Raw genomic sequence first — 13,610 nt, forward strand, 5'->3', positions numbered from 1 at the left:
GACGTCGAATGAAGCTGACCCGATCGAAAGCCCGGAAGAAAGACTGAAGGAACTGACGTGACCGCCCCCGCCGCTCCGGCTCCCCAGCCGCCGCCCGCGAGCACTGCTCCCGGGTCGGCCGGCCAGTCGGCGTCGACCGGGCGCCGGCCGCGCACCCGTCGCAACGTCGAGCTGGCGCTGCTCGGATTCTCGATGCTCCTGCTCCTCGGATACTCGGCCGCGATGGAGGCCGGTGCCCTGGAGGAGATCACCAGCGACTTCTGGGTGCCGACGGCGATCCTGACCGCGATCTTCGTCGGCGCGCACTTCGTCATCAGGTTCTTCGCGCCGTACGCCGACCCCGTGCTGCTGCCGACGGTTGCCCTGATCAACGGCATCGGCGTCACGTACCTGCGCCGGGTCGACCTGGTCGGCGCCGACGCGGCCGACCGCGCCGACCCGTCGGTCTTCGGCGGGTGGGGCGGCCGCCAGCTGCTGTGGACCCTGATCGCCGTGGTGCTGGCGATGATCGTCCTGGTACTGGTGCGCGACCACCGCACGCTGTCGCGGTACGCCTACACCCTGGGCCTCGGCGGCATCGTCCTGGTCATGATCCCGGTGGTGCTGCCGGCGCGGTTCTCCGAGATCAACGGCGCCAAGCTGTGGATCAAGGTCGGCGGCTTCAGCATCCAGCCCGGCGAGTTCGCCAAGGTCATGCTGCTGGTGTTCTTCGCGGTGTACCTGGTGCGCAAGCGGGAGCTGCTGTCACTGGCGAGCAAGCGGTTCATGGGTATCGACTTCCCCCGGGCCCGTGACCTCGGCCCGGTGGTCACCGTCTGGCTGCTCAGCCTGATGGTCCTCGTCGTCTCGAAGGACCTCGGCACCTCGCTGATGTACTTCGGCATGTTCGTGGTGACCCTGTACATCGCCACCGAGCGCAGCAGCTGGCTGATCATCGGTCTCGGCATGTTCTTCGGCGGGGTCATCTCGGCCTACTTCCTCGGCGCGGCCATCGGCGGCCCGTTCGCGAACTTCTACCAGCGGGCCGAGATCTGGCTCGACCCGTTCTCGGGCAACCGTCCGTACGACGACGGTTACCAGCTGGTGCAGTCACTGCTCGGACTCGGTACCGGCGGGCTCTTCGGCGCCGGTCCCGGCAAGGGCTACCCGGAAGAGATCCCCGAGGTGCACAGCGACCTGATCTTCGCCGGGGTGGGCGAGGAGATCGGGCTGTTCGGGCTCACCGCGCTGCTGGTGCTGTACCTGTTGGTCGTCGAGCGCGGCCTGCGGGCGGCCCTCGGCGTGCGTGACTCGTTCGGCAAGCTGTTCGCCGGTGGCATGGCATTCACCGTCGCCTTGCAGCTGTTCGTCATCATCGGAGGCATCACGAGGCTGATCCCACTGACCGGCCAGACCACCCCGTTCATGTCGGCCGGAGGATCGTCCCTGATGTCCAACTGGATCCTGATCGCGCTGCTGCTGCGTATTTCAGCAGCGGCACGTAATCCCGCGTCCACCAGTGCCACCGTCGGCGTGTCCGGCGGCCGCGGCACCCCACCGGCGAGACTGCACGAGGCCCCGACGGAGATGATCAGATGAACGCGCCACTGCGACGGGTCGGAGTCGTGGTGTTGGTCCTCTTCGGCCTGCTCTTCGCGAACCTCAACTGGGTGCAGGGTGTCCGCGCCAAGGAGTACCGCACCAGCGACTACAACGGCCGCGTGCTCCAGAGCGAGTACGAGGTCGAGCGCGGCAAGGTCATCGTCGGTGACGAGGCGGTGGCGCAGAGCGTACCGACCACCGGGGAGCTCAAGTTCCAGCGCACCTACCCGAAGGGCGCGCCGTACGCGCACCTCGTCGGGTACAAGAGCGTGACCCTGGGCGCCACCGCGATCGAGAAGCTCGAGAACGAGTACCTCAACGGCAACGCCGACTCGCAGGTCGCCGACCGCATCACCGAGATGTTCTCCGGCCAGAAGCCCGGCGGCAACGTCGTCATGAGCGTCTCCAAGTCGGCGCAGGAGACGGCGTACAACGAGCTGCTGAAGAACAAGAACGGCGTGCAGAAGGCCGCCGCGGTCGCCATCGACCCGTCGACCGGTGCGATCCTCGCGGCCGCGTCGATCCCCAGCTACGACCCGAACGTGGTGTCGACCCACGACCGCACCGCGGCGTTCAACGCGCAGACCGCGCTCGACAAGGACCCGAACAAGCCGCTGCGCAACCGCGCGTTCTCCGAGCGGTTCCCGCCGGGTTCGACGTTCAAGGTCGTCATGGCCGCCGCGATGCTCGAGAACGGTGAGACGCCGAACAGCGTGCTGCCGGCCGGCCCGCGGTACGAGCCGCCGCAGACCGGTGGGTTCTTCATCAAGAACGCCAGCTCGAACATCTGCCCGGAGCCGACCACCACGCTGATCCAGGGGCTCACCGAGTCGTGCAACACGATGTTCGCCAAGTACGGGGCCGAGGTGCTCGGCGCCGAGAAGATCCGCGCGATGGCCACGAAGTTCGGGTTCGAGTCCACCCCGACGATCGACCGTGACGAGAAGAACACCTGCTTCCGTGTTGCGGAGAGCACCGTCGGATCGATGACCAACACACCGGGCAAGAACGACCCGGCGGCGACCGCCCAGTCGTCCATCGGTCAGTTCGAGGTGGTGATGACCCCGCTACAGGGCGCGATGATCGCGGCATCCGTCGCGAACAACGGCTCCCAGATGCGCCCCTACCTGGTGCAGCAGCTGAAGGCGGCCGACCTGACGACGGTCCACTACACCGCCCAGCCCAAGGAGCTCCGCCGCAGCATCAGCGAGCAGCAGGCCAAGGACCTGCAGACGATGATGATCAGCGTTGTGGAGAAGGGCAGCGGCAAGAACGCCCGGATCAGCGGCTTCCAGGTCGGCGGCAAGACCGGTACCGCCGAGAACGCCACCGAGCAGGAGTCGCACGGCTGGTTCATCGCGTTCGCGATGAAGAACGGCAAGCCGGTCATCGCCACCACGGTGTTCCTCGAGAACGCCGGCAAGGGCGGAAGTGCCGAGGCGGCGCGGATCGCCGGCCAGATCATGAAGGCGTACATCGCCGAGAAGGGTCTCGCGTGATGGACCACAACGGACGCACAGGCGCCAGAAAGACCGGACGGAGATCATCATGCTGAGTCCAGGCACGATGTTGGGCGGTCGATACCGCCTGGACGAGCGCATCGCCGGTGGCGGCATGGGCGACGTCTGGCGGGCGACCGACGAGGTGCTCGGCCGCACAGTGGCGGTCAAGGTGCTGCTGCAGGCGCTGGTGGAGGAGCCCGGCTTCGCCGAGCGCTTCCGCGGCGAGGCGCGCACCATGGCCACGATCAACCACCCCGGTGTGGTCGACGTCTACGACTACGGCAACGAGAACGACACCGCGTTCCTGGTGATGGAGTACATCGAGGGCGACGCGCTGTCGCGCACGCTGTCGCGGGTGGGGCGGCTGACACCGGCCCGCACGATGGCGCTCATGGCCCAGGCGGCCGACGCGCTGCACGCCGCCCACGAGAAGGGCATCGTGCACCGTGACGTGAAGCCGGGCAACCTGCTCGTGCGTCCGAACGGCACGCTCGTGCTCACCGACTTCGGCATCGCCCGCTCGGCGGCCGTCGGCCAGCTCACCGCGGCCGGTTCGGTGCTGGGCACGGCGTCGTACATCTCGCCGGAGCAGGCGTCCGGCCAGGGCGCCACACCGCTGTCCGACGTGTACGCGCTCGGCGTGGTGGCGTACCAGTGCCTTTCCGGCCGGCGTCCGTTCGAGGGGGAGAACCCGCTCGAGATCGCCATGCGGCACGTGCGTGACCAGCCGCCGCCGCTGCCGCCGGACATTCCGGGGCCGGCCCGGCAGATCGTCGACACGGCCATGTCCAAGGACCCGAGCCAGCGGTACCCGAGTGCGGCGACGCTCGGCCAGGTGGCCCGGCGGGCCGCCGGTCAGCTGGCCGCGGCGAGCACCGCCGCGCGGCCGGCCGTGCCGCCGAGCGGCATGCCCGGGTCGCCGATGGTGCCGGGTTCACCGGTCGCGGCGCCGGTGTCCGGTATGCCCGGTGCGCCGATGTCGGGCCCACCCGGTCCCGTGTCGGGTGCGCCGGGTACGCCGGCGTCGAGCTTCCAGCCGGGTCCGGCCGGTGCGCCGGTCGGCATGCAGGCCGGTCCCACGTCGGGTCCGCCCGGTGGTGGCTTCCAGGCCGGTCCCACGTCGAGTCCGCCCGGTGGTGGCTTCCAGCCCGGTCCCACGTCGGGTCCCCCCGGTGGTGGCTTCCAGCCCGGTCCGACGTCCGGGCCGCCCGACGCGTTCCCGCCGCCCACCTCGGGCGCGCCGTACGAAGAGGGTCCGAAGCCGGGTGAGACGGGCGCCAGCGGCACCCGGGTCATGCCCGCCGGCGGGATGACCGGACCGGTCGGCCCGGGCGGGCCGGGTGCTCCCGGTGGTCCGCCTCCGCCGCCCGGACAGTTCGCCCGCGGCGCGGCCGGTGTGCCACCACCGCCCCAGCAGGCATCCGATACCGGGTACACGTACGTACAGACCAGCATGGTTCCCGGCGCTCAGCAGAACGCGCCCGCCGGCGGTGGCAGCGGCGGCGCGGGTGGCGGTGGCGGGCTGCTCAACCGGCGCAAGCCGGGCGTGATCGCCGCGATCGCGGGCATCGCCGCACTGGCGCTGATCCTGTGCATCGGCGGCGGCGTGTTCCTGGTGAACAGCCTGGGCGGCGACGACGACCCGAAGGAACCGACCGCCACGGCGACCGCGACCAACGCGCCGCCCACCGGCGAGACCGAGACCGTCGACTGTGACGGATTGCGCGGAAAACCGATCGCCGGTGTCCGCAACCATTTGGAGAACACGGACGGTTTCAAGGTGAAGGAGACGGAGGTCGCTGACAGCGCCCGTGCCGGCACCGTGGTCGACGTGAGCCCCTGTGGTCCGCAACCGAAGGGCAGCGAGATCGAGGTGAAGGTGAGCAACGGGCGCGGCTCGGGCGGAGGCGGCCAGACCGGCGGCCCCAACCCGACGTGCACCGGCGGTTTCCCGTTCAACAACTGCCAATCCCGCCGGTAGGCGGGGAAGGTGTTCAGCCCGCCGGTAGGCGGGGAAGGTGTTCAGCCCGCCGGTAGGCGGGGAAGGTGTTCAGCCCGCCGGTAGGCGGGAGTTGGTTCAGCTCGCCGGTAGGCGGGCGGCAGGTAGGCCGGAGGCGCGGTCGGTCGGGGAGCGGCGCCGGTAGGTGACGAGCGTGGCACGCAGGGTCCACCGGTGCCAACGGGCGGAAAGTACTGTGGCAGGCTTAGAGACGATGACCGAAGGACGCGAGACGAGATGACCGCGCAGGCCCGCCTCCTCGGCGGGAGGTACCAGGTCGGCGAGCTACTCGGCTTCGGCGGCATGGCTGAGGTGCACCGTGGCCGCGATACGCGGCTCGGTCGCGACGTCGCGATCAAGACCCTCCGGCACGACCTGGCCCGTGACGCCACGTTCCAGCTCCGGTTCCGGCGCGAGGCACAGAACGCCGCCTCGCTGAACCACCCGGCGATCGTGGCGGTCTACGACACCGGTGAGGAGCACGCTCCCACCGGCGAGGAACTGCCGTACATCGTCATGGAGTACGTCAACGGTCGCACCCTGAAAGAGGTGCTGGCCATCGAGGGCCGCATCCAGCAGCGCCGGGCGCTGGAGATCGTGGCCGACATCTGCTCCGCGCTCGACTTCAGCCACCGGCACAGCATCATCCACCGCGACATCAAGCCCGGCAACGTGATGCTCACGCAGACCGGCCAGGTCAAGGTCATGGACTTCGGCATCGCGCGGGCGCTGGCCAGCGGCGCCAGCACGATGACCCAGACGTCGGCGGTCATCGGAACGGCGCAGTACCTGTCGCCGGAACAGGCGCGCGGCGAGGCCGTCGACGCCCGCAGCGACGTCTACGCGACCGGCTGCGTGATCTTCGAACTGCTCACCGGGCAACCGCCGTTCATCGGTGACAACCCGGTCAGCGTCGCGTACCAGCACGTGCGGGAGGACCCCCGCGCGCCCAGCGAGCTGAACCCCGACGTCACCCCCGACGTCGACTCGGTGGTGCTCAAGGCGCTGTCGAAGAACCCGGCCAACCGGTACCAGAGCGCCGGCGAGATGCGCAACGACCTGCTCCGGGCGGCCGCGGGCCGGCCGGTGTCGGCGCCGCCGGTGATGACCGAGGCCGAGCGCACCGCGATGATGGCGCCCACCCAGCGGCCGATGACCGGGACGATGACGCGGCCGCCGGCGCGGGTCCCCCCGCCGCAGCGCCAGAAGAAGGGCAGCACCGCACTGGTGGTGCTGATCACCGTGCTCGGCATGCTCGCGCTGGGGGTGCTGGGGCTCGGCCTGGTGCTGGCCAACCAGTCGTCCGACGTCACGGTGCCCGACCTCGCCGGTAAGACGGTCGCCGACGCGAACAGCCTCCTCGACGCCGAGGGCCTCTCCGGAACACAACAGAGCACCAGCGAGTGCCAGCAGGCGACGAGCCTCAACAAGGTCATCAAGCAGGACCCGGCGGCGAACACGAAGGTGGCCGAGGGTTCGAACGTGACGTTCCAGGTGTGCACGGCGCCCGACAAGGCCACGGTGCCCGACCTCCGCGGCAAGACCCAGGCCGAGGCCGAGAAGGCGCTCCGCGACAACAAGCTGACCGCACAGGTCCAGCCGGTCGACAGCACGGAGAAGCAGGGCACGGTCGTCGGCACCTCGCCCGGTGCGGGTGCGGCGGTCGACGTCAACTCGGTCGTCGTCATCAACATCTCGAAGGACAACCAGCGCAAGATGCCGAACCTCTCGGGCATGAACGAGAGCGAGGCGAAGCAGGCGCTGGCCAAGGCCGGCTTCGACGTGAACAAGGTCACCATCAAAGAGCGCGGGACCACCGACGACGACCAGGTCGGCAAGGTCATCAGCCAGACCCCGAACGCCGACTCGACCCAGTTCAAGAACATCAGCATCACGCTGACGATCGGAACGAGGCAGAACAACCCGAACCCCGGTCCGAGCAACCCGTCGGCGTCGTCGAGCAGCGGCAACGGCGGCTGACGCCATAGCAACGCGAAGGCCGCGCCCCACCCGGGGAGCGGCCTTTCGCACATCAGACCGCGAACGCTCCCAGCCGTCGCGCCTCGACCTCGTCGGCCAGCGCGGGTGCCCGGTCGAGCGCAGACGGGTGACCGCAGGCCGCCACCCAGTTCGCGAGCATGAGGTGCCCGCCCTGGGTGAGCACCGACTCGGGGTGGAACTGCACGCCCTCGATGGGCAGCGTGCGGTGGCGCATCGCCATCACGATGCCGGACTCCGTGCGCCCGGTGACCTCGATCTCCGCGGACAGCGTGGCCTCGTCGACGGCGAGCGAGTGGTACCGGGTCGCGGTGAACGGGCTGGGCAGCCCGGCCAGCACACCCGCACCGGTGTGGTGGACCAGCGACGTCTTGCCGTGCAGCAGTTCGGGAGCCCGGTCGACGACCCCGCCGTACACGGCGCCGAACGCCTGGTGTCCGAGGCACACGCCGAAGATCGGCAGCTCGCCGGCGTACTCCTCGATCACCTTCATGCAGATGCCGGCGCGCTGCGGCGTCCCCGGTCCCGGAGAAAGCAGGACCCCGGCGGGCCGCAACCGGCCGACGTCGGCCACGGAGATCTCGTCGTTGCGCCGCACCTCGCACTCGACACCGAGCTGGCCGAGGTACTGGACGAGGTTGAACACGAACGAGTCGTAGTTGTCGATGACGAGGACGCGCACGATCACCTTCCCGGTGAGGGTTCGTTCGACTCCGTCGAGTATGGAAGGTCGTGCTCGTCGCCCGGAAGGCCACCGGACGGGTCGGTTCCGGCGGGACCGCCGCCACCCGGGTCGCCACCCTCGTCGGTGACGTTCACGTCGTCGAACGGCAGTAGGGGTTCAGCGGCCGGGAAGCCCCAGAACCACAGAGCGCCGACCACGAGCGTCACCAGGAGCAACGACCCGATGATCTTGCCCGGGACCCCGAACGGCAGCTTCCGCCAGATCCACGCGTACACGCGTCAGCCCCCGATTTCCCTGGGCCGGCCCGCGGTGCGCTGGACGACCGATGAGGGGTCGCCGGGGTCGAGCTTCGCGTGGATGATCAGCCGCTGGTAGTTGTTGAACTTCGGGTTGCAGGTGGTGAGCGTCAGCATCATGTCCTGCGGCTTCTTGCCCGGCTGGCCCGGCACCGGCGCCACCACCTGCACCGCGGTCGGCAGCACCACGTGGCTCTGGGTGACCCGGTACACGTAGAACGTCTGAGCGGTCTCCACAACGATCGGGTCGCCGACCCTCAGCTGGTCGAGGTCCCAGAAGATGGCCCGGTTGCGGTGGCCGGCCACGGAGAAGTTCCCGACCTCGCCCGGCATCGCCGTGTTCGGGTAGTGGCCGGGCGCGTACCGGATGTCCTTCTGCGTGACGCCCTGTACGACGACCCAGTTCTTGTCCAGGCGCGGGATGTACAGGCGGGCCAGCGCACCACCGGAGAGCGGCGGCGGCACCGCCGCGCCGAGACCGGCGGACGGCGAGGTCGACGGCTGCTGGGCGAACTGCTGCGCGAGCTGCCGGTCGAGGTCGTTCTGCTCCGCGTTGACGATGGCGGCCTTGCCCCACACCTCGTACGCCGCGAACAGCAGCACGATGAGGCCCAGCGTGATGAGCAGTTCGCCGGTGCCACGGGCAACCGTGCGCGCGACGGTGGCGGGCGTCGTACGGGTCACTTCCGAGTACACGCTCCTGTAACCGTCTGCGGTCTGCACCGGTCGCAACGGGATGACGCGGACGCCCCTCGGCGCCTGCCGCCCGTCGCCGGTGCTGTTCCGGTCTGCCGTCTCCGCCACCCGCAGTTCGCCCCGGCCGTGCAGTCGCGGAATGATCGCGGTGCGGTCTTCGGGCACCACCGGCGTCAGCACCGAGGTGGCGGTCGCGTCGGTCGTTCCGGGCCCATTTTCGCCGAGGGTCTCGACGTCGCGTGGGTCATTGCCCGATTCGGACCCTATCGTCACCGGAACGGAGGTCTCGCGGCCACGACTGCGCCGGCCGGACCGGTCTCCGACCTCCCTGGCCGGCGGGGGCGGGGCGGTGTCGAGGAAGTCGGGACGGATCGGGGGCAGCCGGTGCGCCGGTAGGGCCGACGTGGGTTCGTTGTCGATCGACCCCTCGTCGTGGTCGGGTGGTGCCGCGTGGGCGGGACGGTGCCTGGGGCGGTGCGCCGGCTGCGAGGTCATTCAGGCACCTTCGCCCCGGGTAAGGCGAGTGACCCGTGGTAAGCCGGCACGGTGACGTCCCCCTCCACCCTGACCTCGTAGCCGAGTCCGAAGTCGGCGGCCGCGTTGCGGAACAGCCGCACCCCGCCGGACTCGTCGAGTGAGCGCTGCAGGCGGCCAGGGTCTCCGATTGCCGTGATCACGAACGGGGGCGAGTGCACCCGCCCGTCGAGCAGGAGTGTGTTCCCGACGCAGCGTACGGCGCTGGTGGCGATGATGCGGACTCCCATGATCATCATGGCCTCCGCTCCGCCGGCCCACAACGCGTTCACCACGGCCTGTACGTCCTGCTGGTGCACCACCAGATCGTCGGCGCTGGCGTTGGCCGGCCGGGTGCCGTCGGGCCGGCGCGGTGCGTCGTTCATGCGCACGGTCACACCGGGACCACGTAACGCGGTCAGTCCCGCCGCGGCCTCCCGGTCGGCGGCTTCGCCCTGCTGCTGCGCCACGCCCGCGTCGGTCTTGCCGATGCCGCCGGTGAGGGCCTCGACATCGCGCCGGAGGCGATCGGCCCGTTCCTCGGCCGCGGAGACATCCTGTTGGCGCTTCTCGATCAGGTTCGTCAATTCCGGGCGGCGATCATTGCGAAGTTCGGTACCCGCTGCGGTATTTGCGGTGGTCGTGACCAAAAGACCCGCGAGAAGGGCCACAATGGGAACCAGCAACGACCACCCACGGCGGCGGTCGGTGCGTCGGCGCAGGCCATGCCAGGCGCGGCGGAACGCTCCGGACCACGAAACGGCACCGGATGTGTACTCCACCACGCCCCCAACCTGTCGCCGCGCGCCGGCTTGACTACGCTTGTCATTCAGCATTCTCGCACCGCGGGGGTGCCCGCCCGAGCCCCTCCTTGGAGACGCAGTGCCGAAGTCAAACGTACGCAAGAAGAAGGTCTACACGCCGCCCGCCGAGCTCCGGCCCACGCAGGCGGCGACGACCCGGAAGCCGAGCCCGGTCTGGGTGCCCGCGCTGGCGGTCGCGTTGATCGTCGCCGGCATCGCCTGGCTGGTCACGTTCTACCTGTCGCAGGGCCAGTACCCGGTGTACTCGTGGCGCTACTGGAACCTGGCGATCGGGTTCGGCGCGATGGTCGCCGCACTGGGCGTCCTGTCCAAGTGGAGGTAGTGGACTTTCCCACTGCGGCGGTTACTTGTCGGTAGCGAGCCGTAAGCTCGTCGAAATCAGGCTCACGGGCTTACGGAGGCGCACCAATGGGGCCGGTCCAGGTGGTGGCGACCGTCGTCGCCGCCCTTGTCACGATCACGGCGGTCGTACTGGCGGTACGTGCCGTCCGCCAGATGGTCAGCGTGATCCGGCTGGGTCAGGCCGTCCCCGCGGAGCGGTTCGACGGCAAGGGCCAGCGCACCGCCACCATGCTGCGGGAGACGCTCGGGCATACCCGCATGCTCAAGTGGAGCGGCATCGGGCTGGCGCACTGGTTCGTCATGGTCTCGTTCCTCGTGCTGTTCCTGCTCGTGGTCGAGGCCTACTTCGACGTGGTCAGTGCCGAGGGCAAGCTGCCGCTGCTCGGCGGTTGGGCACCGTACGGGCTGGTCACCGAGTGGCTGAGCGTCTTCGGGCTGATCGGCATCCTCGCGCTGATCGTCGTCCGGCTGCGTAACCTGCCCACCCGCAAGAAGGGCCTGTCCCGGTTCACCGGGTCGACGATGTGGCAGGCGTACTACGTCGAGTGGACGATCGTCGGCGTCCTCATCTGCGGGCTGCTGATCCGCAGCCTCAAGTTCGCCGCCGGGCACGCCGAGTACCCGGCCTGGGCGACGCCGGTCACGTACGGGCTCGGGCAGGTCATCCCCGGCAACGACACGGCGATCTCCCTGGTCGCCATGGTCAAGCTGCTCATCTCGATGGCCTGGCTGATCACGATCTCGCTCAACGTCACGATGGGTGTCGCCTGGCACCGGTTCAGCGCGTTCCCGAACATCTGGTTCAAGCGGACGGCCAGCGAGAAGCCGGCGCTCGGCGCGCTGCAGCCGATGATGGCCGCCGGCAAGCCGATCGACTTCGAAGAGGCCGACCCGGAAGAGGTGCCGTTCGGCGTCGCCGCGGTGGAGCAGTTCACCTGGAAGGGCCTGCTCGACTTCACCACCTGCACCGAGTGCGGCCGCTGCCAGTCGCAGTGCCCCGCCTGGAACACCGGCAAGCCGCTGTCGCCCAAGCTGCTCGTGCTGAGCCTGCGTGACCACGCGTACGCCAAGGCGCCCTACCTTCTCGCCGGCGAGAACAAGGACGGGGTATCCACCGAGGCGAAGGCCGAGGCCGAGCGGCCGCTGATCGGCGGTGCCGAGGAGATGGGCATCATCGACCCCGACGTGCTGTGGTCGTGCACCACGTGCGGCGCGTGCGTCGAGCAGTGCCCGGTCGACATCGAGCACGTCGACCACATCGTCGACATGCGCCGCTACCAGGTGATGATCGAGTCGAACTTCCCGACCGAGGCCGGGGTGATGCTCCGCAACCTGGAGAACAAGGGCAACCCGTGGGGAGCCGCCCAGTCGGCCCGCGCCGATTGGATGAAGGGCCTCGACTTCGAGGTGCCGGTGGCCGGTGAGGTCGAGGACTTCGAGTACCTGTTCTGGGTCGGCTGCGCCGGCGCGTTCGAAGACCGGGCCAAGCGCACCACCCGCGCGGTGGCGACGCTGCTGCACGAGGCCGGCGTGAAGTACGCGGTGCTCGGCGATGGCGAGTCGTGCACCGGCGACCCGGCCCGCCGCGTCGGCAACGAGTTCCTGTTCCAGATGATGGCCCAGCAGAACGTCGAGACGCTCAACGAGGTCGGCGTCAAGAAGATCGTCGCGAGCTGCCCGCACTGCTTCAACACGCTGGCCAACGAGTACCCGCAGCTCGGCGGCACCTACGAGGTCATCCACCACACGCAGCTGCTGTCGCAGCTGGTCAGCACCGGCAAGCTCACGCCGGTGAAGCCGCTCGACGGCGGCCTGACCTACCACGACCCGTGCTACCTGGGCCGCCACAACCGCGTGTTCGCTCCGCCGCGCGAGGTGCTGGGCGCGGTCGCCAAGGACACCGGCGTCACCGAGATGCCGCGGTTCGCGGAGCGGTCGTTCTGCTGCGGCGCCGGCGGCGCCCGCATGTGGATGGAGGAGCGCATCGGCAAGCGGATCAACGTCGAGCGGGTCGAGGAGGCACTGTCGACCAACGCGCAGACGGTGGCCGTCAGCTGCCCGTTCTGCCTGACGATGCTCGGCGACGGGGTGACCGGCAAGAAGGCGACCGGCGCCGCTGACGAGAACGTCGAGGTCGTCGACGTGGCCATCGTGCTGCTCCGGTCGATCAAGGAGTAGCGCCGGCACGGGCTGGGTAGGCAGGTGCGCATGCGGCTCGCTGACGAACTCCTGCTCCTGGCCTACAGCGACGAGGGCGACGCCCAGCTGGGCGCGTCGTCGCTCAATTTCGGCCTGTCGGGTGCGGTGCTGCTCGAGCTGGCGCTGGCCGGCAGGTTCGACGTCGACGGCGACGACAAGATCGTCGTCACCGACGCGACCCCCACCGGCGACCCGGTGCTCGACGAGACGCTGTCGACGGTCGCCAACGACAAGAAGACGCGCACCCCGCGCGACTGGCTCTCCCGGTTGCCCGGCGACAAGCTGCACCAGCGGCTGCTCGACGACCTCGTGGCTGCCGGCGTGCTCACCCGGGAGCAGGACAAGGTGCTGTGGGTCTTTCCGCGCACGCGCTACCCGTCCGCTCACGGGGTCCAACCGCCACAGGAGACGGACGCCCGCGCGCGCCTCAACGCCGCCCTCGACGGACCCGATCCGGTCGATCCGCGCACGTCGGCGCTGGCCGCGCTCGTGCAGGCGGCCGGGCTGAGCGGCAAGGTGTTCGACGGCCGCAAGGGCCGCGACGTGAAGCGGCGGATCCAGGAGATGTCGGAGGCCTCGGTGGCGTCGGGTCAGTGGGCCTCGGAGGGCGTGCGCAAGGCGATCGAACAGGTCGAGGCCGCGCTGATCACCACGATGATCGCCACCACCGTGGTGACCACCACGACCACGAACAACTAGATCCGGCCCGCCGCCCGGAGACCGAGGAAGAACACGAAGACGACCCCGAGCAGCACCAACGTGGCGCGCAAGCTGTGCAGCCCGGCGGCGTTGCGGCGCTTGCGCAGCCCACCGACGAGGCTTTTGGTGCCCTTGAGGTCACGCCGCGACCGGTTGAAGCGCGCGAAGCTTCCGCCGACCCACAGGCCGACGATCAGCGCCACGACGAGCATCAGAGCGTTGTCCATCGCCCTCTCCACGGACGGGGCATTCGGGCGATCATAACCCCCTCGAGAT

12 protein-coding genes are annotated in these 13,610 nt (G+C 69.6%); 7 read left to right on the forward strand and 5 right to left on the reverse strand.

The annotated features are described in order from the left end of the window. Nucleotides 1-57 precede the first annotated feature (57 nt). The 4 genes from Voc01_RS06370 (at nucleotide 58) to pknB (ending at nucleotide 7,062) form a co-directional block, all read left to right on the forward strand. Nucleotides 58-1,578, forward strand: a complete 1,521-nt coding sequence (locus Voc01_RS06370) for an FtsW/RodA/SpoVE family cell cycle protein (protein ID WP_373873785.1) — start codon at nucleotides 58-60, stop codon at nucleotides 1,576-1,578. Next, nucleotides 1,575-3,080: a peptidoglycan D,D-transpeptidase FtsI family protein gene (locus tag Voc01_RS06375; RefSeq protein ID WP_203926315.1), complete on the forward strand. Its 1,506-nt coding sequence runs from the start codon at nucleotides 1,575-1,577 to the stop codon at nucleotides 3,078-3,080. The genes Voc01_RS06370 and Voc01_RS06375 overlap by 4 nt, the downstream gene beginning before the upstream one ends. Before the next feature lie 49 nt (nucleotides 3,081-3,129). Further along, nucleotides 3,130-5,064, forward strand: a complete 1,935-nt coding sequence (locus Voc01_RS55055; protein WP_445009823.1) for a serine/threonine-protein kinase — start codon at nucleotides 3,130-3,132, stop codon at nucleotides 5,062-5,064. A 255-nt stretch (nucleotides 5,065-5,319) separates the two neighbouring features. Continuing rightward, nucleotides 5,320-7,062 carry a Stk1 family PASTA domain-containing Ser/Thr kinase gene (pknB, locus tag Voc01_RS06385; RefSeq protein WP_203926316.1) on the forward strand — a complete coding sequence of 581 codons (1,743 nt, stop codon included), beginning with the start codon at nucleotides 5,320-5,322 and terminating at the stop codon, nucleotides 7,060-7,062. Nucleotides 7,063-7,114: 52 nt separating this feature from the next. Here pknB and Voc01_RS06390 read toward each other — a convergent pair whose 3' ends face one another. From Voc01_RS06390 to Voc01_RS06405, 4 genes are read right to left on the reverse strand one after another with little or no spacing between them, the layout of a single operon-like run. Further along, complete coding sequence (locus Voc01_RS06390; protein ID WP_203926317.1) at nucleotides 7,115-7,762, reverse strand: aminodeoxychorismate/anthranilate synthase component II; 648 nt, start codon at nucleotides 7,760-7,762, stop codon at nucleotides 7,115-7,117. Between the two features lie 2 nt (nucleotides 7,763-7,764). After that, nucleotides 7,765-8,040 (reverse strand): hypothetical protein, encoded by a 276-nt coding sequence (locus tag Voc01_RS06395; RefSeq protein WP_203926318.1) that lies wholly within the window; start codon nucleotides 8,038-8,040, stop codon nucleotides 7,765-7,767. Nucleotides 8,041-8,043: 3 nt separating this feature from the next. Beyond that, nucleotides 8,044-9,252 (reverse strand): class E sortase, encoded by a 1,209-nt coding sequence (locus Voc01_RS06400; RefSeq protein WP_203926319.1) that lies wholly within the window; start codon nucleotides 9,250-9,252, stop codon nucleotides 8,044-8,046. Then, nucleotides 9,249-10,052, reverse strand: a complete 804-nt coding sequence (locus Voc01_RS06405; protein WP_203926379.1) for a DUF881 domain-containing protein — start codon at nucleotides 10,050-10,052, stop codon at nucleotides 9,249-9,251. The genes Voc01_RS06400 and Voc01_RS06405 overlap by 4 nt, the downstream gene beginning before the upstream one ends. A gap of 100 nt (nucleotides 10,053-10,152) precedes the next feature. On the opposite strand from Voc01_RS06405, the gene Voc01_RS06410 reads away from it, so the two are divergent. The 3 genes from Voc01_RS06410 (at nucleotide 10,153) to Voc01_RS06420 (ending at nucleotide 13,334) form a co-directional block, all read left to right on the forward strand. Further along, complete coding sequence (locus Voc01_RS06410; protein ID WP_203926320.1) at nucleotides 10,153-10,416, forward strand: cell division protein CrgA; 264 nt, start codon at nucleotides 10,153-10,155, stop codon at nucleotides 10,414-10,416. A gap of 86 nt (nucleotides 10,417-10,502) precedes the next feature. Then, nucleotides 10,503-12,614 (forward strand): (Fe-S)-binding protein, encoded by a 2,112-nt coding sequence (locus tag Voc01_RS06415; protein ID WP_203926321.1) that lies wholly within the window; start codon nucleotides 10,503-10,505, stop codon nucleotides 12,612-12,614. A 30-nt stretch (nucleotides 12,615-12,644) separates the two neighbouring features. Further along, the gene (locus tag Voc01_RS06420) at nucleotides 12,645-13,334 is read left to right on the forward strand and encodes a GOLPH3/VPS74 family protein (RefSeq protein WP_203926322.1); all 690 of its coding nucleotides are present in this window, start codon (nucleotides 12,645-12,647) and stop codon (nucleotides 13,332-13,334) included. Here Voc01_RS06420 and Voc01_RS06425 read toward each other — a convergent pair. Next, entirely contained in the window at nucleotides 13,331-13,561 is a 231-nt protein-coding gene (locus tag Voc01_RS06425; RefSeq protein ID WP_203926323.1) for a hypothetical protein, read from the reverse strand. The genes Voc01_RS06420 and Voc01_RS06425 overlap by 4 nt on opposite strands. Between the last annotated feature and the right edge of the window lie 49 nt (nucleotides 13,562-13,610).

It is taken from the genome of Virgisporangium ochraceum, from assembly GCF_016863655.1.
GTDB lineage: Bacteria > Actinomycetota > Actinomycetes > Mycobacteriales > Micromonosporaceae > Virgisporangium > Virgisporangium ochraceum.